This window comes from Roseibium limicola, from assembly GCF_017313085.1.
Lineage (GTDB): Bacteria > Pseudomonadota > Alphaproteobacteria > Rhizobiales > Stappiaceae > Roseibium > Roseibium limicola.
The window spans coordinates 383,576-408,742 of the sequence record NZ_JAFLNF010000002.1; the positions used below are offsets into that span (position 1 = coordinate 383,576).

The window sequence follows — 25,167 nt, forward strand, 5'->3', positions numbered from 1 at the left end:
TCCCCAACCAGAATGAGTGCTAACGATTCGTCGCCCGCAGCCGCCGCCAGCCTGTATGTTGGCCCGGTCATGCACCAACGCATGAAGCCGAAGCAAAACCGTTTCTCTTACTCCGTCTTCTCCCTGCTGATCGATCTCGACCGTCTCGACGAGGCGGATGGCCAGTCGCGGCTGTTCTCCATCGAACGTTTCAATCTCGTCAGCTTTTACCAGAAGGACCACGGCCCCCGGGACGGCGCAAACCTTCGCGCCTATGTGGACCAGGCTCTGGGTGACAAAGGCGTGTCCCGACCTCACCAGGTTCTCCTTCTCGCCTATCCGCGCGTTTGCGGGCATGCCTTCAATCCACTGGCTGTCTACTTCGCTTATGACAAAGACCACACGCTGACCGGCGTCATCTACGAAGTGCGCAACACCTTTGGCGATCTCCACTCCTATGTGTTGCCAGTCACCAAAGACCAACTGAACGATGCCGGCCTGCGGCAGGAGCAGGACAAGCAGTTCTATGTCTCACCCTTCGTCGACATGGAACAACACTACAGCTTTCGACTGATGCCGCCGGGCAAGGCGGTCAGGGTCCGCATTCTTGAAGAAGACGCCGAAGGCCCTCTCCTCGCAGCCATGTTTCATGGCACCCGGACCGCGCTGACCAGCGCCAATCTGGCCCGGCTCTGTGCGCACATCCCGTTCCTGGGCCTGAAGGTCGTCGCAGCCATTCATTGGCAGGCCTTTAAAATTTGGCGCATGGGTGTACGATTTCACAAGAAGCCGGAAGCGGCGGTCCCGACTGGAGAGGACAGGACCGTCACACAAACATCGAGAGCTGCTTGAAACCAAAGCCAGATCTCGCCGTATCTTAATGTAAGCGCCCAGGCGCCTTCTCGTTTCTATGAAAAGCATTTCGGGGGAATTGCCATGTCCGACGGTATCCGCGTTTCCAAGTCCAGTTTGAAGCAAGCCTGCTCGGGCCTTCCCCGCTTCGCTCAGCTGGGTTTTCGAATTCTCACAGGTCTTCAGTATGGTTCCCTGCGTGTTACAACGCCGGACGAGCGCGTTTTCATCTTCGAGGGCAATGAACCAGGCCCCCAGGGTGAGGTAGAGGTCACCGACTGGCGCTTTGCCAAGATGGTTGTTCAGGGCGGAGACGTCGGTGTGGGGGAAGCCTTCATTGCCGGCTATTGGTCTTCTCCCGATATCACCACCTTCCTGGAACTATTTTGCATCAACCGCGAGGCAGCGAGTGAGGTGCTGAACGGCAAACCCATTGCACGCTTTCTCCTGTCCCTGCGCCATTGGCTCAATGCCAACACGAAGTCGGGCTCGAGGCGGAACATTTCGGCCCACTACGATCTGGGAAACGCCTTCTACAAGGAATGGCTGGATCCCTCGATGACCTATTCCTCCGCCATCTTCGACCCCAGCGTGAACGACCTGGAGAGCGCCCAGCGACTCAAGTACACGTCGTTGGCACGCGAAACCGACATTCAAGCCGGACATGAGGTCTTGGAGATCGGGTGTGGATGGGGCGGCTTTGCCGAATTCGTCGGAAAGGAAATTGGCGCCAAGGTGCGTGCCCTGACCATTTCGCGCGAACAATACGACTATGCGCGGGAAAGGATCCATAACGCCGGTCTTTCAGAGAAGGTCGACGTCGTCTTTCAGGACTACCGGGACGAGACGGGAAAATTCGACCGTATCGCTTCTATCGAAATGTTCGAGGCGGTTGGAGAGCGCTATTGGCCCACCTATTTCGGCCAACTCGCAAATTGCTTGAAGTCCGGCGGCAAGGCCGGTTTGCAGATCATCACCATTCAGGACCGGATGTTTGAAGACTACCGCCGCTCTGGCGATTTTATTCAACGCCACGTCTTTCCGGGCGGCATGCTGCCCCCCCCTGGCAAGCTGAATGATATCAGCAAGTCCCTGGGGCTCGATCTGGCGAACCAGAAAATCTTTGGCCAGGACTACGCCCGAACGCTGGAAGAATGGCGCGCCCGGTTCCGTGAAGCCTGGCCACGCATTGTGCCGCTTGGATTCGACGAGCGGTTCAAGCGCCTTTGGGAGTTCTATCTCCACTACTGCGAGGCAGGCTTCCGCTCTGGCAACATCGATGTGCGTCAGATGGTCTACGTCAAGACGGCCTAGTCGCGCCCGACCTTTGGTTTCTTGTCCCATCCTGTGCTTTTGGCAATCAGTCGGAAGTACCAGGAGTGGGGCAGAATTCGCATCACCTTGAGCTGACGTACAAAGCCTCTCGGGAAGAATATCTCGAAGGCCTTCTTGTCCTTGAGACCACGGGCAATTTCTTCCGCCGCTTCTTCAGGCTGGATCAGCTGCGGCATATCGAAAGGGTTGTCGGCCGTTGCAGGTGTATCCACAAAGCCTGGATTGATAACCTGTATGCGAATGTTGGCCCGGTCCAAATCAAACTTCAGCGCCTCCGCCATATTGATCAGCCCTGCCTTGGTCGCTCCATAGGCCGCAGACGTGGGCAAGCCTCTGTATCCGGCAACAGAGGCGACAATGGCGATCTGTCCCCGTCCACGAGCCTTCATCGCGTCGATGCTCGGCAAAAGAACATTGACGGTACCGCTGAGGTTTACATCGAAGCTTTTCTGCCATTCATCCGGATTTCCAGACAATCCGTCCTGGGGGAAATAGACGCCCGCATTCGGCACCAGTAATGCCAGCGGACCGGCTTCGGTCTCGATCCTGAGCGCCAGCTCACGCATCGCGTCCCGATCGGTTACATCTCCCGGGTAGGCGTGAATTTTCCCTCGGGTCGACATCCCAAGGATTTCGAGCTTGCGCAGCTTTTCAACCGACCGTGCTGTTGCTGCAATCGTCCACCCCTCATCGGCAAGCCGCAAGGCCAGCGCCCTGCCAATGCCACTGCTGGCGCCGGTGATCCAGGCAATTCCAGTGTCCGGGGTCGCAACGAATTCGCAAGTCATACCAGTCTCCTTAAGCGTTCCCTCTGTCATACGCAGATCGGGAGCACTCCGGATTGGTATTGGTCTCAAGCTTCAGCGGTTTTCAGGATCAGGCCAGCATGCTCAGCGCATGAAAGGCGCAAACAGGCGGCCAATAGGCCCGGTGAGCCGCAGACTGCCCTCGGTCACGGTAAAGCAGATGCAGTCTTCGCCCTCATCGGCAATTGGCTTGTGATCGATCTCATGATCGGCGAAGGCAATGTCACCTGTTTCAAAGTGACCATCATCATCGCTGTAGCCCCCCTTGAGAATGAGCGTCAGCTCGGTTCCCGAGTGAGTATGCGATGGCATGGCCTTGCCCGCACGTACCCAGAGAAGGGACGTCATGCAGCCATCAAACTCACCAAGCTTGCATTCCTTCACACCCGGAAGCAGCGTTTTCCAGGGCAGGTCCGACTTTCCAGGCATTTTCCCCTGCTCCAGCAATGGACGCAGAGACAGCGGCACCCAGTCGTCTCCGGTTTGTGCTGAGACACGAATGTTCTCAATTTTCTCAGGCTCGAGAGAGAATATAGACGCCAAAAGGCCTTCCCGGTCAGACAAGGCGACAGGGGGACTTTCATCGACCCCCAAACCGGCAAGCGCCTCCAGACTGGAGACGTAATCCCGATGGGTATCTTTCAGCTCCAGATGGGCGCCAACCAATGCTTGAGCAGGCGACGCGAGCGTGCCCGCAGCATATCCTGCCAGCAGTTCATCCAGGCCAGTGACGTTCTTTTCCATGCAGACGCTCATAACGCTTCCGTATTCGGAAATAACAATGCTGTTTCCTCATACGGCGCTTTCGGGGCAGCGGATCACTCGGAGGGTCTAAAGCAGGAACCCCTGTTCCAATAACCCGGCCAGAAAATAGAACGAAACGGCCCGAGATTTCAACTCACGCGAACCTCAGGCAGTTGCGTCCCTTTTCGCAGCGCGATATGGCACCTACATGCTATATCAACAATCCACCGCGACCTTGCACATTGAAGCAGGAACTTTCTGAAATGACCGCCAGCACTTCCGTCGTCGACGCAATCGGCAACACCCCGCTTATCCGCCTGAACGGCCTTTCAGAGGAAACCGGCTGCGAAATCTTCGGCAAGGCGGAGTTCATGAACCCAGGGCAGTCGGTCAAGGACCGCCCTGCCCGGCAGATGATCCTCGAAGCGGAAGCCCGTGGTGATCTGAAGCCCGGCGGCGTGATCGTCGAGGGGACAGCCGGCAACACCGGCATCGGTCTGGCGCTGGTTGCAAGCGCGCGCGGCTATCGCACCGTAATCGTGATTCCCGAGACCCAGACACAGGAAAAGAAGGACATGCTTCGCATGTGCGGCGCGGAGCTGATTGAAGTTCCCGCCAAGCCCTTCAAGGACCCTAACAACTATCAGCATGTCGCCCGTCGTCTGGCCGAACACTTGGCCAAGAGCGAGCCGAATGGCGCCATCTTTGCTGACCAGTGGAACAATCTGGACAACCGCAAGGCGCATTACACCACCACGGGTCCGGAAATCCTGGATCAGACAGACGGCCAGATCGACGGCTTTATTTGCGCAGTCGGGTCCGGCGGCACGCTTGCTGGTGTCTCTAGCTTCTTGCGCGAGAACAAACCGGCCATCAAGATCGGCTGTGCCGATCCGTTTGGTGCTGGCATGTTTCATCTGTTCAAGGACGGCGAAGCCAAGGCGACAGACGGCGGTTCGATTGCCGAAGGCATTGGCCTTGGACGCTCCACGCCTATCGTTGCCGACATCAAGGTCGACTTCCCCTATTCCATCCCGGATGAAGAAGCCCTGCCGCTGGTCTTTGATCTGGCGGAAAAGGAAGGCCTGCTTCTGGGGGGCTCTTCCGCCATCAATCTGGCAGGCGCCCGCCGGATGGCAAAAGATCTCGGACCGGGCCACACCATCGTGACCATTCTGTGCGATCATGGAACCCGCAGCCAGTCCAAGCTTTATAACATCGACTTCCTGCGTTCCAAGAACCTACCTGTTCCGGGTTGGCTGGAGCGCTCCACAAACTTGACCGCGCCTTTCGTGTGAGCCGGGGTCTACCGCAAAAGGGGACCCCATGGAGCCTGCCGGCGACGGTCAAGCGATTATCCAGACTGCCCAGACGATTGCGTCCGACACACTGGGCCTGGAGACAATCGCAGCAAATATCGGTCTTTTCGCCGCTGTCGCAGTCGTGTTTTACGCGGCTGCGGCAGTCTGCGCCGTTCGGGAAATCTTGAAAAGTCGAACCCCGCAAGGCTCCATCGCCTGGCTTCTGTCACTGTTTTTCCTGCCTTATCTGACCGTTCCGGCCTATTTGATCTTCGGCTGGCGGTCGTTTGAATCCTATTCCCGCATCCGCCACAAACTGGGCCGTGACAACCGCTCGCAGCGGGCGCGCAATCTCAGGCTTACCGACGAGGTGGAAACCCGCGCCTGGCCGGTCCTCTCGGCAGTGGCCGGACTGCCTTTTCTGGCTGGCAATAAATGTGATCTCCTGATCAATGGCGAACAAACCTTTCCCTCCCTCTGGAAAGGGTTGGAGGATGCCGAGCACACAATCCTCGTGCAGTATTTCACCGTGGAGGACGACAAGACCGGCAACGAGTTGGCCCGGCGGCTGATCGACAAGGCGAAGTCCGGCGTTCTGGTCTACTTCCTATACGATGACATCGGCTCATCCAACCTGAAGCGCAGTTATCTCACCCGGCTCAGTGACGCTGGCGTGCATGTCTCGGGCTTCAATCAACGGCACAAGTTTCTCCGCATGCTCGGCCCCATGCGGCTGAACTACCGCAATCACCGCAAGGTGGTGGTAACGGATTTTCAGCACGCCTGGGTCGGTGGCCTGAATGTTGCTGACGCCTACCAGGGCTATTCCAAGACCTACGGATATTGGCGCGACACCCACGTGAAGGTGTCCGGTCCCGCGGCTCTGGCCTGCGCGCTCTCATTTGCCGAGGATTGGAAGTGGGCGCATGGCGGCGATATCGAGTTGGCAAAACTCGATGCAATCACCAAGCCGGGCGACGAGCCTGTGCTGGTGATGCCGACAGGCCCGGCGGAAGAACTTGAGGAATGCGCGATTGCATTTGCCGAGGCCGCCGCCCGTGCAACCAAGCGCTTGTGGATTTCCACGCCCTATTTCGTCCCCTCACTCGACATGCAAACTGCCCTTTATGCCGCTTCAATGCGCGGCGTGGACGTGCGCATTCTGTTGCCGACTCGGGCCGATCACCGCGTTGTCTGGCTGGCAAGCCATGCTCATGCCGACGATATGGTGGACAGAGGCGTGAAGGTCTATCGCTATCCGAAGGGCTTCCTACACCAGAAAATCGTGCTGGTGGACGACGAATTGGCTTCTGTTGGAACGGTCAATTTCGACAATCGCTCCTTCTCCATCAATTTCGAAATTACCCTGTGGTTCACCCATCAGCGGATGGTCAAAAAAGTCGCCGACATGCTGGCGAACGATTTTTCGGTCTCCGATCCAATCGAACCATCTTCCCTGAAAAAAAGATCCTTCGCTTTTCGGGTGGTGGCGCGAGGGGCAAAACTGTTATCACCGGTTCTCTGAACACTCCCAGACCGCAGATTGCGCGGCCTTGTTGCACCGGATGCCGACCATGACTTTCTTGCCCGACCTTTCCGTTCTTGCTGCCTTCACACTGGCCATCGCGGTCCTGACGATCACGCCAGGCCCTGATATGACCCTCTTCATGGGAAAAACCCTGACGCAAGGTCGAAAGGCAGGAGCCGCTGCCGTGCTGGGCGCGACCTCCGGCATTGTCGTGCATTCGCTTTTTGCCGCCTTGGGCATTTCTGCTCTTCTGGCAACATCTGCCACTGCCTTCGCCGTGCTCAAATATGTCGGTGCGGCCTATTTGATCTATCTCGCGGTTCAAGCTGTTCGTAAAGGCTCCGCGCTGACCCTCGAAACGGCAAAAATCAAACAGGAATCCATGAGCCGTATCTGGCTGCAGGGGCTGACGATCAATCTGCTGAACCCGAAGATCGTACTGTTTTTCGTGACGTTTCTTCCGCAGTTTATTTCTGCAACTGATCCGCATGCCCCCGGCAAGCTGATGTTCCTCGGTTTCTTCTTCATTCTGCTCGCCACGCCAGTCTGCCTGCTGATGGTCTATTTTGCCTCGCAGTTCGCCGGGTTCATGAGAGGGTCCCCCCGTGCCATGAAGGCCTTTGATTGGACCTTCGCCGGTGTCATGGGAGCCTTTGCCCTGAAACTGCTCGCAGCCCGCGCTGCAAGCTCCTGAGAAGACTGCAGGAATAGTCGAAACCGCCTTGGCAGCGGCTTGACCGGCACTCGTCATTGGATACTCTCCCGGTCAAAGTTCAATGAAGGGAGCCTGTCATGTCCACACCGCTGTTTCGCGAAAATGCCTACCTGAAGTCCTGCGACGCGACGGTGCTGAAGGTGACGGAGCGCGGCGGCGTTGTTCTGGATCAGACCGTGTTTTATGCCACCGGCGGCGGGCAGCCGGGCGATTCAGGCAAGTTTATTCTCGACGATGGCAGTGAAATCACCATCGCCACCGCGGTCTATGGCGAGGACAAGACCCAGATCGTCCATGTTGCGGCAGAGGGTCAAACGCTCCCCACCGCCGGCAGCAAGGTCACTGCAGTGCTCGACTGGGAGCGCCGCCTCAAGTTGATGCGCGTTCACACCGCCTTGCATCTGCTCTCCGTCGCGCTGCCCTATCCCGTTACAGGCGGACAGATCGGCGAAGGCGACGGCCGGCTCGACTTCGACATGGGCGACGCACCGCTGGACAAGGAGGCGGTCGCCGAAAAGCTCAACGCTCTCGCAGCCGGCAACCACGACATCACCACTGAATGGATCACAGACGCTGAGCTGGACGCCAACCCCGGTCTCGTCAAGACCATGTCCGTCAAGCCACCACGCGGCTCCGGAAAAGTGCGCCTTGTACGCATCGGCGGTGACGTTGATCTACAGCCCTGCGGCGGAACCCATGTGGCCAACACCTCCGAGATTGGCGTGCTTGAACTGGGCAAGTCGGAGAAGAAGGGCAAGCAGAACCGTCGGGTTCGGATCAAACTGGCCTGAAGATGATTTCGCCCTTGCGATGTAACAACCGGAGAACAGCCGATGAAGTTAGAGGGAAGCTGCCAGTGCGGCGCCATCCACTTTTCGCTTGAGAGCAAAACGCCCGTTCCCTACATGCGCTGCTACTGCTCGATCTGCCGCAAGACCGGCGGCGGAGGCGGCTGCGCCATCAACCTGGGTGGGGAAGCAGACACGCTGGTGTGCGACGATCCACATGCCGCCAAGGCCTCCTATCATGCCAAGATGGACGACGGCGAAAGCCAGGCAGAGCGGCATTTTTGCAGCCGCTGCGGCACATCGCTCTGGCTGTGGGATCCACGCTGGCCGGAGCTGATCCACCCTTTGGCCTCTGCCATCGACACAAGATTGCTGACACCGCCGGAAACCGTGCACATCATGCTGGCCTCCAAGCCCGACTGGGTGGTTGTTCCCTCGGGCCCCGGCCACCTGCATTTTGATGCATACCCCGAGCTATCCATAGCGGACTGGCACAAATCAAAAGACCTTTACGACCCCAAGGACTGAGACGCCAACATGACGAAGAGCCCCCTCGTATCCACAGACTGGCTTGCCCAGAACCTCTCCAATCCGGACCTGCTTGTCGTCGATGGCTCCTGGTATCTGCCGCAGATGAACCGTGACGCGAAGGCCGAGTACGAGGCAGCGCATATTCCCGGTGCCATTCGCTTTGACATCGACGAGATCAGCGATCCCTCCAGCGGATTGCCGCATACCTTGCCCCAGCCGCATGTCTTTGCCTCCAAGATGCGCAAGCTCGGCATCGGCGATGGTCAGGTCATCGTTGTCTACGATGGACAAGGCTTCTTCTCCGCTCCGCGCGTCTGGTGGATGTTCAAGGTGATGGGGGTCACAGAGGTCTTCATTCTCGATGGCGGCATGAAAAAATGGACTGCTGAGAACCGCTCTACACAGGATGGCACACCACCCATCCGCCCGGAACGGCATTTCACCGCCCGTCTCGACAATGCGGCTCTGGCAGACAGAGACGATGTCACGGCCACCATTGCCAAGAGCGGCGCCAAGGGTAACGCCCAGATCATCGACGCCCGCGCTGCCAGTCGTTTCACCGGAGAGCAGCCAGAACCACGTGAAGGCATGCGCTCCGGTCACATGCCCGGCGCCTTCAACCTGCCGTTCAACCTGCTCACCAACGAGGACGGCACCTTCAAATCTCCCGCAGACTTAGCCAAAGCCTTTGAGACAGCAGGCATCGACGTGCAGAAACCGGTGATCACCAGCTGCGGTTCAGGCGTCACCGCAGCAGTCCTCACGCTTGGCCTCACGATTCTCGGTGCGCGGCAAACTCGGCTGTATGATGGTTCATGGGCTGAATGGGGCGCACGCCAAGACACCGAGATCGTCACCGGAACCGAATAATTCAGCTCGACGTTGAAAGGATCTTTTGAACCGAACGGCTTCTCGGACATTTGCTCATTACGACGCCAAAAGGCGCCCTAGGAGGAAATGTTTATGTCCCGGATCAAAAAGCACCGTAGCAGCCGATCACTGAGAGCGCTCATGAGAGCGCTAACCGCCACCACAGTTTTGACTGCCGCTCCTCTTGCTCTGACAGGCCCCCTTACCCTGGCCCAGGCGCAAGAGGTGGTCGATTGCGCAGCAACCCCTGCGGCAGAGGCCTGTGCCAATGTAACCCCGCCACAGGAAGCGCCAGCGCCAGCTGCAGAGCAGCCAGCTGAGCAGCCTGAAGCCGCTCCCGCCAAGGCGCCAGCAGCTGAAGCCCCCGCTGCGGCAGCAGAACAATCTGCTCCGGCGGAAGAGGCGGCACCTGCAACCGAGCCGGAAACCCCTCCTGCTCCAGAAGCGCCTGAGCCAGCTGCAGAACAAACGCCAGCCCCAACTGCCGAACCATCAACTGAGGCACCGGCAGCAGAAGCAGCCCAAGAACCGGCTCCAGCTGCAGCACTCCCCCCTGCAACCGAGCAGACAGAAACTGCGCCAGCAGAAAAGCCGAAAGCGGAAGCCGCCGAAGAAGCCGATGTCGCTCCGGCTGCCAAGCCGACAGAGCAGAACGCTCAACGCAAGGCCGAACCAGCGCCAGCGGCCAAACCGGAAGCTGATGCTGCTGCAAAGCCTGCAGAAAAGCCGCGCCGCGAAGCCAAACCGGAAGCTGCCGCGCAACCCAAAGCCGATGCACAGCCTGCCGCCCAAACCCCTGCGGCTCCGGCGCCGGCTGCCTCGTCAAATGACCAGGCAGCAGAGCGCAAGGCTGAACCAGCGAATGACAACGCGAGTGAGACCTCTACGGATCGTGCCCGCCAGCAGCAGGCAAATGACAATCGCGATGACAGCCGCCGGGGAGATAACCGGGACGGTAAACGCCGTGCAGACAATGATGACCGCCGAAAGGACGGGCGCGACAGCCGTGACGACGACCGTCGCCGGAATGACCGTGATGGAAAGCGAGACAAGGACCAGGGCAATACACTGGAATTCACGCTTCCCATCCCCAACATGGATGCGCGTATCGTCATTGGAACCGGTGCAAACGCTCGAGTGGAGCACGACGACAATCGCCGTCTAGAAACCCGCGACAGCCGGCGCACCGTCGAACGGCTGAAGAATGGCAACAAGCGCACCGTGATCGATCGTCCAAATGGGTCGCAGGTCATCACAGAGACCGATCGTGACGGCAACATCATTCGCCGGCTGCGCGTGCGTCCGAACGGCGACCGTTTCGTGTTGATCGACAACACGCAGATCAAACGCCGGGAACGCCGCAACGACCGTGTCGAACTTCCGCCGCTTCGGATGGAGGTCCCGCGCGAGCGTTACATTGTCGATGACCGTCGCCCCAATCGGCAATCCTACGAACGCGCTCTGACGGCGGCCCCTGTCGAGCAGGTGGAACGCGCCTATAGCCTGAATGAAATTCGCGACAACGAGCGGCTGCGTGCCAAGTTACGTCGGATTGATCTGGCCGTGAATTTTGCCACTGGCTCCGCCGGCATTCCTGAAAGCCAATACGACACGCTGGAACGTCTTGGTGATGCGATTGCAGCTCGTCTGGAGCAAAATCCGGACGATGTCTTCCTGATTGAAGGCCACACGGATGCTGTCGGAGACGATATCTCCAACCTGCGTCTGTCGGATGCACGAGCGGAGTCGGTGGCGCTTGCTCTGACGGATTATTTCAACATTCCGCCGGAAAACATTGTCATTCAGGGCTACGGCGAGCAGTATCTGAAGGTCCAGACCCAGGCGGCTTCAGTCGAAAACCGCCGTGTTTCGATCCGACGGATCACCCCCTTGCTGCGAGGTGAAAGCAACCAGTAAGGCAAAGGTCACACAGACCTGACGATAGGAAGGGCCGGTTTCACACCGGCCCTTTTCGTTGGGAAAATCGCTCAGGCGCCGAACTGATCATTGGAATACAGGTCGAGCGACCAGTTTAAAAACAGCGGCAATGGTGTCCAAACCCCTGTCGTCACCCCGGCAGACCGCAACATCGCCGCAGTCCAGGTGTTACAGCCCATCAGCACGTTGAACCCACCCACGGCCGGGTAGAACACGTCATGCGCACCATAAGGAGGCACTTCCAAGGGTTTTGGCTCCAAAGCCGAAAGCCCCCGGAAGCTCTTGCGGATTTCAACCAGAAGCCTGTTGAACCCTGGCCCATCCAGCCTGATTTCCCGAACAGATGGCTGCGTTGGACGGATCACCCCGGCGCGTTCCACATGCATGACCGAGCGATCAAGTGTCAGGGAAGATAAAACCGGCCCCAGCTTGACGTCGGTCCATGTCGGTGTCTGCGTGTAAAACGCCTCTCCGCCCCAGCCAACGACCAGCCACTCCACTCCGGGGTAATCCAGTCCCAGCCCATTGTCGGAAACAAAGCCGAACGTCTGCAGCACCGCATCTGTCATCGGCAGGGCGATATCCGTATGGATTGGATTCGACAGCAGCAGGATTGTCTGCCCTTCTGTCCTCTCGCCCCCAAGAGACGCCCCAGGCCTGACACCCGCCAACGAAAAAGGCCTCGGAACAATCGTCCCGAGGCCCAATGCTGTTGCGATCACGAGGATCGTTCCAATCGTGCCCCATGCCAGCCGGCGGATAAATCCGAAAGCCTTGCGCATGAAACCGCTTTCCTTAGTGATGCAGAATCTGGCTAAGGAAGAGCTGAGTGCGCTCATGCTGAGGATTGGTGAAGAACTCTTCCGGCTCGTTCTGCTCCACGATCTGGCCTGCGTCCATGAAGATCACCCGGTTGGCGACCTTGCGAGCAAAGCCCATTTCGTGGGTCACGCAGAGCATCGTCATGCCTTCTTCGGCAAGACCGACCATCACGTCGAGCACTTCCTTGATCATTTCCGGATCGAGCGCCGAAGTCGGCTCATCGAACAACATGATCTTCGGGCTCATGCAGAGCGAGCGGGCAATCGCCACACGCTGCTGTTGACCACCGGAAAGCTGACCCGGGTATTTCAGGGCCTGCTCGGGGATCTTGACCCGCTCCAGATAATGCATGGCAACTTCTTCAGCCTGCTTCTTCGGCATCTTGCGAACCCAGATCGGCGCCAGGGTGCAGTTTTCCAGGATTGTCAGATGCGGAAACAGATTGAAGTGCTGGAAGCACATGCCGACTTCACGACGGATCTCATCGATCTTTTTCAGGTCGTTTGTCAGCTCATTGCCATCCACGATGATCTGACCGGCCTGGTGTTCTTCCAAACGGTTGATGCAGCGGATCATGGTGGACTTGCCGGAACCCGACGGTCCACAGATGACGATACGCTCGCCATTCATGACCTTCAGGTTGATGTCACGCAGCACGTGGAAATCCCCGTACCACTTGTTCATTTGTTTGATTTCGACAGCCACTTCGGTGTCAGAAATCGTCATCCGCGAGCGATCGGGCGTCAGCTCTTCAGCGGTATTGGACATGGGTTTCACTCCATAATGACTTGAGAGGAGGAGGAAGCGAACTGATCCGCTCCCCCTTCGGGCTGACAGCCCCTATCGTTTGTGACCGGTATGCAGCTTGTTCTCGATGAAGATCGAGTACCGCGACATGCTGAAACAGAAGACCCAGAACACGAGAGCTGCGAACAGATAGCCCGTATGTCCCTGAACCGGCGTCGACCAGGTCGGATCCGAGAAGGACGACTGAATCTGACCCAGAAGATCGAACATGCCGACGATCAGCACCAGCGTCGTGTCCTTGAACAGACCGATGAAGGTGTTGACGATGCCAGGAATGACCAGCTTCAGCGCTTGCGGCAGGATGATGAGATACATCATCGGCCAGAACCGCAAACCAAGTGCCATCGCGCCTTCATACTGTCCCTTCGGGATAGCCTGAAGACCACCGCGCACCACTTCCGCCATATAGGCAGCGGAGAAGAGCGTCACACCAACAAGCACGCGCAGCAGCTTGTCGAAGGTCACACCCTCAGGCAAGAACAACGGCAACATCACCGAGGACATGAACAGCACGGTGATCAGTGGAACACCCCGCCAGAACTCGATGAAGACCACAGACACGAACTTGATGATCGGCATTTTCGACCGGCGACCAAGGGCGAACGCCACCCCCAGCGGCAGAGAGGCCGTGATGCCGGTCACCGCGATGACCAGGGTCACCAGCAGCCCACCCCATTGCGCCGTTTCGACAATTGGCAAAATTTCCTCATCACCGATCACCAGACCGGTCAGCAGAAAATAGGCAACGATCGGGAAGACAACCAGCAACAGGAGCGCGTTGGTCCCTTTGAAGGGAACTGCCGGAATCATCATTGGCACCAGCAGCAAGGCGAACAACGCATAGACCACATTGACACGCCAGATCTCTTCGGTCGGATAACGGCCGTAGATGAACTGGGGCAGATAATCGCCCACATAAGCCCAGCAGGCACCAATGTGGCCCCCATCCTGAGCCAGACAGGCAGTCCGGTCCTCTCCCACCCAGACAGCGTCGATCAAAGCGAACTGAATGAGTGGTGCCAGCAAGGAATAAGCAATCAGGATCCCGACGACCGTCAGAATCGTATTGCCAATGGAGGAGAAAAGGTTCAAGCGCATCCAACCGATAACGCCAGAGGTAGAGACGGGCGCAGGAAGCTGCGGCGCCTCTACAGTGCGAACCTGGAACACTTCAGCATTTGCCATGAGACGCTCCTATCGCTCTACGAGCGCCATGCGCTGATTGTACCAATTCATGAAGCTCGACGTCAGCAGGCTCAGGGACAGATAGACTGCCATCCAGATACCGATGATCTCGATTGCCTGACCGGTCTGGTTGAGCACCGTTCCCCCAACGGACACCAGGTCCGGGAAGGCGATGGCCACGGCAAGCGAAGAGTTCTTCGTCAGGTTCAGATACTGGCTGGTCAGCGGCGGAATGATCACCCGCATGGCCTGGGGAATGACAACAAGACGCAGCGTATGGCCTGGACGGATACCAAGCGCGGAGGCTGCTTCCGTTTGCCCATGGCTGACGGCCTGAATGCCCGCACGCACGATCTCGGCAATAAACGAAGCCGTATAGATCGCCAGCGCAAGAGTCAGTGCCAGAAACTCGGGAATCACGTTGAAACCGGTACCGAGCTCGAAACCACGGCTGAACACAGGCCCTGTTTCATTGAATATCGGAAGATCGAAGTGCATTGGCATGCCTGTCAGCAGATAGGCAAGCATTGGCAACCCGATCAGCAGACCAAGTGACGACCAGAAAACCGGGAACTGCCGCCCGGTTGCTTCCTGTCGCTTCCTTGCCCACCGACTAAGAACGACCATACCGATGATCGCAGCAATAACCGCATATCCGATCGCGCCGGAACCTGGCTCGAAGACCGGTTTTGGACCGCGAAGACCGGCGATGTTCAAATGGAAGGTGTCGAACAGAAAAGACCACTTGTCCCGCTTGCCTGGCACAGCGCGCAGCACGGCGAAATACCAAAAGAAGATCTGCAGCAGCAGTGGAATGTTTCGAACCAGCTCAATGTAGCAATAGGCGATCTTGGAGATCACCCAATTGTTGGAGAGCCGTGCAATCCCGACGACAAAACCGATGATTGTCGCAAGAAAGATACCGATGACTGCGACAAGCAGTGTGTTGAAAAAACCGACCAGCAGGGCTTGCCCGTAACTGGAGGTCTCCGAATAGTCTACCAACGCCTGAATGATACCGAAGCCGGCGGTGTTTTCCATAAATCCGAAGCCGGATGCAATGTTCTGACGTTCCAGATTGGCCATCGTATTGGAAACGATCTGCCAACCCAAGAAGACGAGAACCAGCACCAGGAGAACCTGGTAAAACAAGCCGCGCACTTGCGGGTCATTCATGAGCGAAGCACGCGCCGGCTTGACAGCCGCATCCTGCGTTTCGCTTGACATATACCCTTACCCCAAGTTGCCCGCCGTCCTGATCAACCCCTTGATGGACATTGGCGGAAATCCACATGCAGTCCTCTCAAGTCCCGAATTGAGAAGAATCGCAGAAGATCAAGATTTCTTTGAACGTTTTTGGTGACCTCGACAGCAGGCTTCTGGCTTGTTTACGCCGTTTTACATCTGCGCCGAATGGTACTCCCGGGACCAGAAGCCCCGGGAGTCAAAGGTCGTCGTCTCACGACGGATCACTAAATGAAATTAGCGAACCGGCGGAGCGTAGAGGAATCCGCCCTGGGACCACAGAGCGTTTACGCCGCGTGCGATGCCGAGCGGAGTGTCCGGGCCGACGTTGGCGTCGAAGGACTCACCGTAGTTACCAACAGCCTTGACGATGCTGTAACCGAAGTCGTTGGACAGGCCGATCGGCTCGCCGTACGCACCTTCAACGCCGAGGAGGCGTTTGATGGACGGGTTGTCGGAAGACTTCATGTCGTCGACGTTGGCCATTGTCACGCCGAGCTCTTCAGCGTTGATCATGACATTGAGGGTCCACTTGGCAATGTTGAACCATTCATCATCACCCTGACGGACGACTGGACCGAGCGGCTCCTTGGAGATGATTTCCGGCAGAACCATGTGGTCGCCTGGGTTGGTCAGTTTCAGACGCTGAGCGTAGAGACCGGACGCATCCGTGGTGTAAACATCACAACGACCAGCGTCGTATGCCTGTACAACTTCATCAGCCTTTTCGAAGGCGACGATTTCGTACGGCATGTTGTTGGCGCGGAAGTAGTCGGCAACGTTCAGTTCAGTGGTTGTACCGGTGTTGGTACAAACAGACGCACCGGACATTTCCAAAGCGGACGTAACGCCAAGGTCCTTGCGGACCATGAAGCCCTGGCCATCGTAGTAGTTCACGCCAGCAAAGTTCAGACCAAGCTGAGTGTCGCGTGTCATCGTCCAAGTCGTGTTACGCGACAGAACGTCGATTTCGCCAGAGCTCAGAGCGGTGAAACGCTCTTTGGCGGACAGCGGTGTGAACTTGACAGCGGAGCCGTCGCCGAACACAGCAGCAGCCATCGCCTTACAGAAATCAACGTCGATACCGGACCAAGTTCCCTCGGCGTCGGGATTCGAGAAGCCTGGCAGGCCCTGGCTCACACCACACTGGATGAAGCCTTTGGCCTTAACGTCCTCAAGGGTCGTTGCGTGAGCGGCCGTCGCGGCGACTCCCATTGCAGCGCCGAGAACAAGCGGAAGGATTTTTATAGACATGGATATGCAGCCTTTTTTTACCCATACTTTTTTACTTTTTTGTCAGGCTGCGAGAGATGTTGAAAATGGCAAGAAACCTCTCACCTCTTTCAAACGATTAGCAAGTTGATACACATGTGAAACACATGCCCCCAACTAATCGCCCTCCGAGCATCTATCAACACGCCCAACACCTGCATTCGATGGCATTTGACGCATGTGGTCAAGAGGCAGCAGTCTCCAGACCATTAAAAACCCCAACCCGAATCTCAGAATGGTTAGCTTCGGAATGCACAGAAGGTGAACATGACTAAAAACAAGTCCTCAGACGCTGAAAAAACAATCACACCGGGGGCAGATACACTTCTGACGCATGGGGCCAATACCCCCAGCGATTTCTACGGATTCGTGAATCCGCCAGTGGTCCACGCCTCCACAGTGCTATTCCCCAATGTAAAATCCATGGGGGACGGTTCCCAAAAATACACGTATGGCCGCCGCGGCACCCCCACCAGCGACGCCTTGGAGAGTGCCATCTCCAAGCTTGAAGGCGCCGCAGGAACGAAGCTCGCGACATCCGGTCTGAACGCCATCGCCCTCGCCTTGCTCAGCTGCCTGAAGGCTGGCGACCATGTTCTCATTGCCGACACCTGTTATGGTCCGACGCGAGAATTTGCTGACAATCTGCTGCCGCGCTACGGCATTTCCGTCAGCTACTTCGACCCGATGGTCGGCGCCGAGATCGCTGATCAGTTCCTCGACACCACCAAAGCTGTGTTTCTGGAATCCCCCGGCTCACTGACCATGGAGCTGATCGATCTGGACCCGGTGATAGCCGCAGCCAAAGCCAAGGGCGCCAAGGTTCTGATGGACAACACCTGGGCGACACCGCTGCACTATCAGCCGCTCAAACACGGTGTGGATTACTCCATCCATGCAGCGACCAAATACATCGTCGGCCACTCAGACGTGATGATCGGCACGGTTGCCGCCAATGCTAAAAGCTATCCGGATCTGGAAAAGACCCACGGCTGGCTCGGCCTGCATGTCGCACCGGACGACATCTATCTGGCCCTGCGTGGTCTCAGGACACTGTCGGTGCGGCTGGAACGCCATGAACGCAATGCGCTTGCCGTCGCCCAATGGCTGCAGGAGCGCCCGCAAGTTGACGATGTGCTCTATCCCGCCCTCCCTGGCAGCAAGAGCCACAATCTTTGGAAGTCCTGCTTCACCGGCGCCAGCGGTCTCTTTACTTTCGCCTTTGGTCCGGATGTTACCAATGCGCAGAGGACACTGTTCCTCGACCGTCTGGAGCTCTTCGGACTTGGCTTCTCGTGGGGTGGCTTTGAGAGCCTGGCGATCCCGGTCAACCTCAAAGACATCCGCACAGCCTCAAACAACCATCCTCAGGGCCGCTTGATGGTGCGCCTCCACGTTGGTCTGGAAGACCCGCAGGATCTGATCGCAGATCTGCAGAACGGCTTTGCCGCGGCTTTCGAAGGCTAAAAGACGCGCACTGCGGAAGTTGCATGAAAAAAGGCCGGATGGTCGCCCCATCCGGCCTTTTGAATTGTAGCGCTCGGAGCCAACTAGATTGTCGGGTCTCGTCGCTTTTCCTTGAAGATCAGCCAAAGGTTGCGGAAATAGATCACCAGTCCCAGCCCCTGCCCGAGGATGAGGATCGGCTCCTTGCGGATCAACCCGTAAACCAGAAGCATGACGCCCCCGGCAATGGAGAAGAACCAGAAGGCAATCGGCACGATCGACTTGCCGACCTTTTCCGAGGCCAACCACTGCACCACAAACCGCATCATGAACATGGCCTGGGCAAGCAAGCCGAAGATCAGCCAGAAATCGAAATTCTGGATGAAGACCGTGTAGATATAATCGATCACGAAATCCATGGGATGTCCGTTCGTTTCCTTGCTGAGAAAGCTCTCACTTATCGCCAGGCCTAGTCGGCCAGCGAAGAGACCTGTGGCAGATTCTTGCGCCGGCGCAGCAGCCACCACACCCCGATCAGATCCAGCGCACCGATCATCGCCCGGTCGAAAATACCGTATTTCGACTGACCATGACGCCGTTGGCGATCCAGAACGTCCACATGGGTGACGCCAAAGCCCTCGCGGATGACGAGTGCCGGCAAGAACCGGTGCCAGCCATCAAAATACGGAAGCTGCAGAAACACCTCCCGCTTCAACACCTTCAGTCCACATCCGCTGTCGCGGGTGTTATCCTTGAGGATGGCCCCACGCAGCTTGTTGGCAAACCGTGACGCGAGCCGCTTGGCCTGGCTGGCCTTGCGCCCAACGCGCTGCCCGGCACCGAGTGCCACCGTGGGACCAGCTGCAGCCAGCGCATCAAGCAGCTGAGGAATATAGGCCGGGTTGTTCTCGCCATCGCCGTCGATGGTTGCAACGACCGCGCCGCGTGCATTCAAGACGCCTGTGCGCACCGCACAACTTTGGCCGCAGGCCGTGGCATGACGGAACGGCCGCAGCCAGGCGTGGCTATCACGGTAGTTCTGCAGAACCCTGTCGGTTCCATCCGATGACCCGTCGTCGATGACGATGACCTCAAAACGCCGGCCAGTCAGGGCCGTTTCTATCTCGTCCAGCAAGATAGGCAGGTTTTCCGCCTCATCCTTTGCTGGCACGACAACTGTGACCTCAAGCTCGTTCTGCACGGCCTGGGAGGGAGTATTGATCATTTGAGTGTGCTTTCGTCCTGCGCCTGCAAAGCCGGCTCTGTGACCGGCTCCGAGCGATCTGCCCTCAAACCTGCCGCAGGGTTCACTGCCCTGCGTCCGCTGAATAGCGATCTCAGAGCACGAAATCCAGCCTTTGCGGAAATCTGGGATAATATCGGTTCAATGGCCCCGGCTTCTGAAAACCTGAAGCCGATCCTCCGCCGCGCCAGAAAGCGAGCGGTAAAATAGGTGAATGCGACCCCCAGCAGCATCCCTGCGACCACGTCTGAGGGGTAGTGTGCTCCAACCATGATCCGACTGAAAGCCGCCCAGAAAGCGACTGCCGCAATCAGCCATCGCCAGGCCGGGAAGATCAGCGCAAGGGCTGCTGCAATCGCCCCGACTGTTGTCGAATGACCGGAAGGAAAGCTGGTATAGGCACCGTGGAAAATGAAAGGGTCAAAGGCGACAGGCCCGACCTCATCATAAAGTTTCGGTCTGGCGCGACCAAAACACCACTTCAGGACAATTGCCAGGATCCCGGATGCGGCCACCGTGAAGAACAGAAACCCGGCATAGGTCCAGACTGTTGCTACCACCATCCGCGAGCGAAACGACCACTTACCGACATCGCACGCCAGAAGCCCGAGACACACAAGACCACTGGTCCAGAGAATCCAGTGCGATTTGCCGACATCCGTAAAGGCGGAAAAAGTCGCGCGGTAGGCGCCCGGCAAGGTCTCCAGCCACGGGTGGATCGGGATATCGAAGAGAACAATAGCCAACCCCACCGTCAGCAGAGCCACGGCAAAGATATCCTGCGGCCGGCGCCCCGGCAGCAACGGCTGATGTGCGCTCGGTGTTCTAAACCGGCGACCGGAGACAATCCGGCACACCTGAATGAAATTGGCCTTCATGCGTCGGCCGGCGCAGGTAAGCTTTTGCCTGAGAGAGGTCAGGGCCACTGTCCTTGCATCCAATTAGTTCATGGTCGGCGTGTCTTCGACAGGCAACGCTTCGGGATCGCCAGAAACCGGTTCAGGCAGGCCGTAAAGTCCGATGTCCAGCCGATCGCCACCATTGATGTTGAGGCCCTGTACCCTGTCAAGCAACACCGGCACAAGACCGTTTTTCCCGGCTTCCTGCAGAAACCGCTCCTCAAACTGGCTTTCTACAGCAGACAGGCGGCATGCTCGCGCAGTTCCAGCTTCTCCATCGGGCCTGGTTGCTGCGAGAAAATCAGCGTTTTCCTTCGGGCCAATCAATTGTGTATCGGTCCCTTGCAGAAAAATGAAACTTGGCTCGTTGAACCCGCTGGAAGCAACCTGAGGTGAGGCACAGGAAGACGCTTCAGAGATGGCCGTTACCAGTCTTGGTGACACCCAGATGGTCTGCAGGGCAGGCCCGACGAAGCCCCAAAAACCAATGGCGACAAGCAGCGAGGAGCCAACGGCCGCCGGGATGGCTGCCAACGGTGTATCCAGGCGAAGTTTACGCGCGGCCATCACGGCCAGAACCGCCGCCAATCCGATGATGACCACGCCGGGTGGGGACGGCCAGTCCCCCAGATAGGCCGGCCCGCCCAGAGATGCCGCCAGCAGCGCCAGCGCAGGTAGAGCCAGCAACACCATGGCAACCCACTTGAGACCACGCCCGGCAAGCGATCCGGCACGGCTTCCCGCTCCGTCGATCAGGGCCGCGGCAACCGGCACGACGAGCGCCGGCAGTAAAGGTATGGTGTAATGGGGCAGTTTGGTCGCGACCAGTTCAAACACCACCCAGGAGGGGATGAACCAGGCAACACAATACCGAACCAACGGGCTGCTTTTCTCGCGCCAGATCGTTCCGGCTGAGAGCAATGCGAAGGCAGGAAGCGGCCAGAACACCGCAAACATCACCGCCAAATGGGTGAACGGCGGAGCTCCATGGCCTTCTTGTCCCTGCCCGACCTTTCCAAGAAGGTCTTTGCCGATGGCTTCTTGAAAGAACGACCCATCGGTGGCCACCGTAATCGCGATGAACCAGGGCAGAACGATCACGGCAAGCCAGAGGACGCCAAAGAGCGGCATGGCACGCTTGAACCAGGCAGCTTTGCGGTCAAGCAACATCAACGCCAGCACCGTCAGGCCAACCACCATCGGCGCCACAGGCCCCTTGACCAGAACACCGAGACCGAGAGCGGTCCAGAAGAGAAAAGCCAGACCAAAATAGGAACGGTTGTCAGGTTTTAGCCAGAGCCGCGCCAACGCCCCCTGCGCCAGAACAATTGCCGCAAACAGGGCTGCATCAGTCTTGGCCAACCGGGCCTCGACACCGACGATGATGGCTACAGCCACGAACAGCCCGGCCACCAGAGCAACGGACGGACTGGCAAAGGCTCGCGCAAACCAGTAGGTCAACTGAACCACCAGTAAGGCAGCAATCAAAGAAGGCAGACGGTAAACCCATATAGGGGCCGTCGCGTCATGGCCCGTCAGTTTGGCAGCAGCCACCTGTGCCCAATAGATGCCGACAGGCTTCTTGTGCCGCGCCTGATCCTGAAACCGGATATCGATATAATCACCGCTTTCCAGCATCTGCTTGGAAGCCTGGCTGAACCTTGGCTCATCCCGATCCAACGGTGGAACAGTCCATTGGCCAGGAGCAAAGATTAGCAACGACAGGAGCAGCAGCAACAGCGGCGCGGAAAAGTCGTGAGCGAACAGCCGCATCCACCAGGGTTTCAGTGTAGTGCTCTCGCTGGAGCCACTAAAGCCGTTTTTCGCATCCGCGTTTGCGGCCTGCTCTGCGCTGGAATGACCCATGGGCACTTTCTGAGTTTCAGCTGCAGAATCGCTCGATCGGGAAGCCCCGGCATCGAGATCTGCTGGCGTGTCTGCGCCGGTCACTGTCTTTTTCCTTCGCCAAACGTTCACACAGCACGCGTAAACAACGTGTTTGCTGCTTCCCTCTACATGACCAGATGGAAAAGGGAAACAGCTGCTTGCTCTCCGTTCCTGCTGGGCTATCGTCGCAAGCTCCACCCTTCCTGATCATTGATCCTTGTTTTATCCGGTTCCCATGACACTTCTTGCACAAATTACGGACCTGCATCTGCGTCCGAGTGGCCTCACCTGCTACCGCGTCAGCGACACCAACATGCGCGCCGAACGTGCTGTACAGGCCCTCCTCGCACTCTCGCCTCGACCTGACGCCGTGCTCGTCAGTGGCGACCTGACCGACAAGGACGATCCGCGCGAATACGCCCAGGTCCGTCGCATCCTCGGAAAATTGCCGATGCCGGTTTACGTCATTCCCGGCAACCACGATGGATCCGACACCATGCGCCGCGAACTCGCCGAGTTTCCATGTGTTGGGGCCTCCTCAGGTTCAAAACTCTATTACACCGCCGAGATCGGCGACCTGCGTCTGATCGCCCTCGACACCCACGTTCCAGGACAGCCCCACGGTGAGCTTGGCGAGGAGCAGCTGGCCTGGCTATCAGATGAATTGAGCGCCTCTGACAAACCGACAGTGGTTGCCCTGCATCATCCGCCCATCCCCACAGGTCTCGGCCACATGGACCGAATCGGGTTGAAGGACACCGCCGCGCTGCAGAAGGTCCTGCGGCCTCATGGCCATATCGAGCGCATTGTCTGCGGCCATGTACATCGCCCGATCACCGCCAGTTTTGCAGGTAAGACGCTGACTATTGCTCCGAGCACCGCGCATCAGGTCGTTCTCGACCTTGACGGAAACGGTTCAGGATACTTCAACTTCGAGCCAGCCGCCTATTACCTCCATGCCTATATCGATGGCTTCGGTCTGGTGACCCACACTGCTTATGTGGAAAACTTTGAAGGGCCCTTCCCGTTTTGGGCCGACGAAGGCGTAAGCTGGCCAGGTTGAGACCGGCCACTTTCAGGAACGAAGAATGACTGCGATGGAACAGACCTTGAAAGCCCCCCCTGCGGCAGCTGGCCGCTCGGTCTTGTGCATGCGCGCACCGGTTATGGCGCTGTTGGCCAGCCTCCTGCTTTTGGCAGGCTGCGGTGCTCTTCCCGGCCGCGGCGAGCTGGAGGACGCCCCGACCTTCAGGTCTGTTCCAGTGGACGGCAATCAGGTTCTGGAAGAGCTCAATGGCTACCGCGCCCGCCATAACCTGCCTGCTCTCTCCTACGATCCGGTTTTGACACAGGTTTCGGCCGAAATGACCCGTCGCATCGCCGAACGCGACAGCATGGACACCTGGGCGCACAGCAGCTTTGGACTGGGGCAGCGTCTTGAAGCAGCCCGCTACGAAAATTATGCCGCAGCAGAGAATCTGGGAGCCGGCTACGCCGATTTGTCTGCCGCCTTTGCCGGCTGGCAGGGCTCAGCCGGGCACAACAAGAACCTTCTCAATCCTTATGTGACCAGAGTCGGCGTTGCCTCGATGGACAGATCAAATGGAAAGTGGCGCCACTTTTGGGTGATGACCCTGGCACGTCCCCGTTCTGACGGTCGCCCAACCCTCGCTCCCGGCTACGACTGACGCTGGTATTCACGTTCAGCAATCGTCGCAAAAAGAAAAAAGGCGGATCCGCAGATCCGCCTGAAAGTTATTTCCAGAGACCCCATAAGGGGAAACCGGCAATCGCCAGTGAGAACGCCCCTCCAAAAGTGGAGTATTATTCTCATATTTTAGGTACCCCATCTGGATCATCAAAGTCAACCAGTCCACGCGGCATTTTCTAAAGGACCATCGACACGCGCCACACAGTCTCGGTGCGACCACCCGAGACATCTGCACGAGATCAATTAGTTGTATCGTTATTAATTTCTATAATAAATTGCATCACATTTCCTGCGCGACAGACGGACGAAAATTTATCCGTTTCAGGGCGATTAGGATAACCCGACGTCGCGGACCCAAACTTAATTCATGGTAAATGGGATTTTTTCCGGAGTATTTGCGCTGCACCACAAAATTTTTTGAGACAAAATGCAACGCAATGCTTCAGAAGTGTTCAAAGGTGAGTAACCTGCTCTAGAATAGTTTTGCAAAATGGGCGATAGTTCTGACAAGTAAGGAAACATGGCACAGACAACGCGCGCGGCTCAAACGATCTTGCTCTCATCGTCTGCACCTTGTTTCCAGGCACTATGGTCGTCCATCTCCTCTCGCCCTTGCGTGAAGAGAGACAGCGCACCTGAACCTCGGTGACGTGCCATGGCGCCTAAAAACACAAAGCTTAGCCTGCCACCATCAATCTGCAGTGCAGGAAATGAGCGGCTTTTCGACACGTGTTCGGATTGAGAAAATCTCAGTCTGACAAGGATCCTGGATCGAGGAAAAGGCCTGGCTTTCAAACGTAGTTGAAACCAGCCGGACCACCCTCGAAATGACAAAATGGAATTTCCAATGTCCAAAGTTGATACGACTCAAGCTGAAGGCACGCGGGACGAAACCGGACTGAAGCAGGAAGCAGCAGAGCTCAAGGCCGAAGCGCAATCGACCGATATGCACGACGCGATCACCGAAGCAGAAAGCCTGCGACGGATGATCACCTTCACCAAGCGCGAAGCAGAGCGCAAGGACCGCACGTTCTGCGCCTACCTTCTGGATCTTGCGCTCAATGCGCTCGACGAGGATTCCGAGGAAATGAACTCCGCCTTGCGGGCCCGCATCATTCCGGCTCCTTTGGCGTCCACGTCCACTGAAAAGGGCGACGTTTCGAAGTGAACTTCAGCAGCCAGTCATGCTGAGCTGCTCAGACCCACCGGTTCGTCGGGTTCGCTGAGCAACATCAGGTCACTCGCCTGGCCCCAGGCGCAGCC

General features: G+C 57.7%; 24 protein-coding genes. 13 read left to right on the top strand and 11 right to left on the bottom strand.

Annotation, left to right across the window (positions count from 1 at the left end):
• The first annotated feature begins 12 nt into the window (after positions 1-12).
• Positions 13-831 (top strand): DUF1365 domain-containing protein, encoded by an 819-nt coding sequence (locus tag J0X15_RS05195; protein ID WP_206938728.1) that lies wholly within the window; start codon positions 13-15, stop codon positions 829-831.
• Between the two features lie 84 nt (positions 832-915).
• A complete protein-coding gene (locus J0X15_RS05200; protein ID WP_206938730.1) occupies positions 916-2,145 on the top strand; it encodes an SAM-dependent methyltransferase in 1,230 nt (409 codons plus the stop codon).
• On the opposite strand, the gene J0X15_RS05205 is transcribed toward J0X15_RS05200, so the two are convergent.
• Positions 2,142-2,954, bottom strand: coding sequence for an SDR family NAD(P)-dependent oxidoreductase (locus J0X15_RS05205; protein ID WP_206938732.1), 813 nt, complete (start codon positions 2,952-2,954; stop codon positions 2,142-2,144). The two genes, J0X15_RS05200 and J0X15_RS05205, sit on opposite strands and share 4 nt — an antisense overlap.
• A gap of 102 nt (positions 2,955-3,056) precedes the next feature.
• The gene (locus tag J0X15_RS05210; protein ID WP_206938734.1) at positions 3,057-3,716 is read right to left on the bottom strand and encodes a ChrR family anti-sigma-E factor; all 660 of its coding nucleotides are present in this window, start codon (positions 3,714-3,716) and stop codon (positions 3,057-3,059) included.
• A 263-nt stretch (positions 3,717-3,979) separates the two neighbouring features.
• Here J0X15_RS05210 and J0X15_RS05215 point away from each other — a divergent pair, with 263 nt between their 5' ends.
• From J0X15_RS05215 to J0X15_RS05245, 7 genes are all read left to right on the top strand, one after another.
• Positions 3,980-5,014, top strand: a complete 1,035-nt coding sequence (locus tag J0X15_RS05215; RefSeq protein ID WP_206938737.1) for a cysteine synthase A — start codon at positions 3,980-3,982, stop codon at positions 5,012-5,014.
• A gap of 28 nt (positions 5,015-5,042) precedes the next feature.
• Positions 5,043-6,542 carry a cardiolipin synthase gene (cls, locus tag J0X15_RS05220; protein WP_206938739.1) on the top strand — a complete coding sequence of 500 codons (1,500 nt, stop codon included), beginning with the start codon at positions 5,043-5,045 and terminating at the stop codon, positions 6,540-6,542.
• Between the two features lie 49 nt (positions 6,543-6,591).
• Positions 6,592-7,239, top strand: a complete 648-nt coding sequence (locus tag J0X15_RS05225) for a LysE family translocator (protein WP_206938741.1) — start codon at positions 6,592-6,594, stop codon at positions 7,237-7,239.
• A 98-nt stretch (positions 7,240-7,337) separates the two neighbouring features.
• Complete coding sequence (locus J0X15_RS05230) at positions 7,338-8,051, top strand: alanyl-tRNA editing protein (RefSeq protein ID WP_206938743.1); 714 nt, start codon at positions 7,338-7,340, stop codon at positions 8,049-8,051.
• A 42-nt stretch (positions 8,052-8,093) separates the two neighbouring features.
• The gene (locus tag J0X15_RS05235) at positions 8,094-8,576 is read left to right on the top strand and encodes a GFA family protein (protein WP_206938745.1); all 483 of its coding nucleotides are present in this window, start codon (positions 8,094-8,096) and stop codon (positions 8,574-8,576) included.
• Positions 8,577-8,585: 9 nt separating this feature from the next.
• Positions 8,586-9,449 (top strand): 3-mercaptopyruvate sulfurtransferase, encoded by an 864-nt coding sequence (sseA, locus tag J0X15_RS05240; RefSeq protein WP_206938747.1) that lies wholly within the window; start codon positions 8,586-8,588, stop codon positions 9,447-9,449.
• A 141-nt stretch (positions 9,450-9,590) separates the two neighbouring features.
• On the top strand, positions 9,591-11,366 hold the full coding sequence (locus J0X15_RS05245; protein WP_206938749.1) for an OmpA family protein: 1,776 nt from the start codon (positions 9,591-9,593) through the stop codon (positions 11,364-11,366).
• A gap of 71 nt (positions 11,367-11,437) precedes the next feature.
• Here the strand turns inward: J0X15_RS05245 and J0X15_RS05250 are convergent, their stop codons facing one another.
• The 5 genes from J0X15_RS05250 to J0X15_RS05270 all read right to left on the bottom strand — a co-directional run bounded on the left by J0X15_RS05250 (position 11,438) and on the right by J0X15_RS05270 (position 16,700).
• Complete coding sequence (locus J0X15_RS05250) at positions 11,438-12,169, bottom strand: TIGR02117 family protein (RefSeq protein ID WP_206938752.1); 732 nt, start codon at positions 12,167-12,169, stop codon at positions 11,438-11,440.
• A gap of 13 nt (positions 12,170-12,182) precedes the next feature.
• The gene (locus tag J0X15_RS05255; protein WP_209015090.1) at positions 12,183-12,977 is read right to left on the bottom strand and encodes an amino acid ABC transporter ATP-binding protein; all 795 of its coding nucleotides are present in this window, start codon (positions 12,975-12,977) and stop codon (positions 12,183-12,185) included.
• Between the two features lie 72 nt (positions 12,978-13,049).
• Positions 13,050-14,201, bottom strand: a complete 1,152-nt coding sequence (locus J0X15_RS05260) for an amino acid ABC transporter permease (RefSeq protein WP_206938753.1) — start codon at positions 14,199-14,201, stop codon at positions 13,050-13,052.
• 9 nt (positions 14,202-14,210) lie between these two features.
• Entirely contained in the window at positions 14,211-15,428 is a 1,218-nt protein-coding gene (locus J0X15_RS05265; RefSeq protein WP_206938754.1) for an amino acid ABC transporter permease, read from the bottom strand.
• A 255-nt stretch (positions 15,429-15,683) separates the two neighbouring features.
• The gene (locus J0X15_RS05270) at positions 15,684-16,700 is read right to left on the bottom strand and encodes an amino acid ABC transporter substrate-binding protein (protein ID WP_209015091.1); all 1,017 of its coding nucleotides are present in this window, start codon (positions 16,698-16,700) and stop codon (positions 15,684-15,686) included.
• A 285-nt stretch (positions 16,701-16,985) separates the two neighbouring features.
• Here J0X15_RS05270 and metC point away from each other — a divergent pair, with 285 nt between their 5' ends.
• Positions 16,986-18,185 carry a cystathionine beta-lyase gene (metC, locus tag J0X15_RS05275; protein WP_206938755.1) on the top strand — a complete coding sequence of 400 codons (1,200 nt, stop codon included), beginning with the start codon at positions 16,986-16,988 and terminating at the stop codon, positions 18,183-18,185.
• Between the two features lie 83 nt (positions 18,186-18,268).
• On the opposite strand, the gene J0X15_RS05280 is transcribed toward metC, so the two are convergent.
• The 4 genes from J0X15_RS05280 to J0X15_RS05295 form a co-directional block, all read right to left on the bottom strand.
• Positions 18,269-18,583 (bottom strand): lipid-A-disaccharide synthase N-terminal domain-containing protein, encoded by a 315-nt coding sequence (locus tag J0X15_RS05280; protein ID WP_206938756.1) that lies wholly within the window; start codon positions 18,581-18,583, stop codon positions 18,269-18,271.
• Between the two features lie 50 nt (positions 18,584-18,633).
• Positions 18,634-19,389, bottom strand: coding sequence for a glycosyltransferase family 2 protein (locus J0X15_RS05285; protein WP_206938757.1), 756 nt, complete (start codon positions 19,387-19,389; stop codon positions 18,634-18,636).
• On the bottom strand, positions 19,386-20,285 hold the full coding sequence (locus tag J0X15_RS05290; RefSeq protein ID WP_206938758.1) for a phosphatase PAP2 family protein: 900 nt from the start codon (positions 20,283-20,285) through the stop codon (positions 19,386-19,388). The genes J0X15_RS05285 and J0X15_RS05290 overlap by 4 nt, the downstream gene beginning before the upstream one ends.
• Before the next feature lie 63 nt (positions 20,286-20,348).
• Positions 20,349-22,256: an ArnT family glycosyltransferase gene (locus J0X15_RS05295; RefSeq protein ID WP_209015092.1), complete on the bottom strand. Its 1,908-nt coding sequence runs from the start codon at positions 22,254-22,256 to the stop codon at positions 20,349-20,351.
• A 172-nt stretch (positions 22,257-22,428) separates the two neighbouring features.
• Between J0X15_RS05295 and J0X15_RS05300 the strand changes: the two genes are divergently transcribed.
• The 3 genes from J0X15_RS05300 (at position 22,429) to J0X15_RS05310 (ending at position 25,072) form a co-directional block, all read left to right on the top strand.
• The gene (locus tag J0X15_RS05300) at positions 22,429-23,256 is read left to right on the top strand and encodes a phosphodiesterase (RefSeq protein WP_206938759.1); all 828 of its coding nucleotides are present in this window, start codon (positions 22,429-22,431) and stop codon (positions 23,254-23,256) included.
• A gap of 25 nt (positions 23,257-23,281) precedes the next feature.
• Positions 23,282-23,881 carry a CAP domain-containing protein gene (locus tag J0X15_RS05305; protein WP_209015093.1) on the top strand — a complete coding sequence of 200 codons (600 nt, stop codon included), beginning with the start codon at positions 23,282-23,284 and terminating at the stop codon, positions 23,879-23,881.
• Positions 23,882-24,751: 870 nt separating this feature from the next.
• Positions 24,752-25,072, top strand: coding sequence for a hypothetical protein (locus J0X15_RS05310; protein ID WP_209015094.1), 321 nt, complete (start codon positions 24,752-24,754; stop codon positions 25,070-25,072).
• The last annotated feature ends 95 nt before the right edge of the window (positions 25,073-25,167 follow it).

Coding starts and splice junctions, on each gene's coding strand:
- J0X15_RS05270 (WP_209015091.1), bottom strand. CDS start 16,700: ATGTCTATAAAAATCCTTCCGCTTGTTCTCGGCGCTGCAATGGGAGTC.
- J0X15_RS05280 (WP_206938756.1), bottom strand. CDS start 18,583: ATGGATTTCGTGATCGATTATATCTACACGGTCTTCATCCAGAATTTC.
- J0X15_RS05265 (WP_206938754.1), bottom strand. CDS start 15,428: ATGTCAAGCGAAACGCAGGATGCGGCTGTCAAGCCGGCGCGTGCTTCG.
- J0X15_RS05210 (WP_206938734.1), bottom strand. CDS start 3,716: ATGGAAAAGAACGTCACTGGCCTGGATGAACTGCTGGCAGGATATGCT.
- J0X15_RS05235 (WP_206938745.1), top strand. CDS start 8,094: ATGAAGTTAGAGGGAAGCTGCCAGTGCGGCGCCATCCACTTTTCGCTT.
- J0X15_RS05305 (WP_209015093.1), top strand. CDS start 23,282: ATGACTGCGATGGAACAGACCTTGAAAGCCCCCCCTGCGGCAGCTGGC.
- sseA (WP_206938747.1), top strand. CDS start 8,586: ATGACGAAGAGCCCCCTCGTATCCACAGACTGGCTTGCCCAGAACCTC.
- J0X15_RS05255 (WP_209015090.1), bottom strand. CDS start 12,977: ATGTCCAATACCGCTGAAGAGCTGACGCCCGATCGCTCGCGGATGACG.
- J0X15_RS05250 (WP_206938752.1), bottom strand. CDS start 12,169: ATGCGCAAGGCTTTCGGATTTATCCGCCGGCTGGCATGGGGCACGATT.
- J0X15_RS05195 (WP_206938728.1), top strand. CDS start 13: ATGAGTGCTAACGATTCGTCGCCCGCAGCCGCCGCCAGCCTGTATGTT.
- J0X15_RS05245 (WP_206938749.1), top strand. CDS start 9,591: ATGAGAGCGCTAACCGCCACCACAGTTTTGACTGCCGCTCCTCTTGCT.
- J0X15_RS05200 (WP_206938730.1), top strand. CDS start 916: ATGTCCGACGGTATCCGCGTTTCCAAGTCCAGTTTGAAGCAAGCCTGC.
- J0X15_RS05230 (WP_206938743.1), top strand. CDS start 7,338: ATGTCCACACCGCTGTTTCGCGAAAATGCCTACCTGAAGTCCTGCGAC.
- cls (WP_206938739.1), top strand. CDS start 5,043: ATGGAGCCTGCCGGCGACGGTCAAGCGATTATCCAGACTGCCCAGACG.
- J0X15_RS05285 (WP_206938757.1), bottom strand. CDS start 19,389: ATGATCAATACTCCCTCCCAGGCCGTGCAGAACGAGCTTGAGGTCACA.
- J0X15_RS05260 (WP_206938753.1), bottom strand. CDS start 14,201: ATGGCAAATGCTGAAGTGTTCCAGGTTCGCACTGTAGAGGCGCCGCAG.
- J0X15_RS05215 (WP_206938737.1), top strand. CDS start 3,980: ATGACCGCCAGCACTTCCGTCGTCGACGCAATCGGCAACACCCCGCTT.
- J0X15_RS05205 (WP_206938732.1), bottom strand. CDS start 2,954: ATGACTTGCGAATTCGTTGCGACCCCGGACACTGGAATTGCCTGGATC.
- J0X15_RS05310 (WP_209015094.1), top strand. CDS start 24,752: ATGTCCAAAGTTGATACGACTCAAGCTGAAGGCACGCGGGACGAAACC.
- J0X15_RS05225 (WP_206938741.1), top strand. CDS start 6,592: ATGACTTTCTTGCCCGACCTTTCCGTTCTTGCTGCCTTCACACTGGCC.
- metC (WP_206938755.1), top strand. CDS start 16,986: ATGACTAAAAACAAGTCCTCAGACGCTGAAAAAACAATCACACCGGGG.
- J0X15_RS05290 (WP_206938758.1), bottom strand. CDS start 20,285: ATGAAGGCCAATTTCATTCAGGTGTGCCGGATTGTCTCCGGTCGCCGG.
- J0X15_RS05300 (WP_206938759.1), top strand. CDS start 22,429: ATGACACTTCTTGCACAAATTACGGACCTGCATCTGCGTCCGAGTGGC.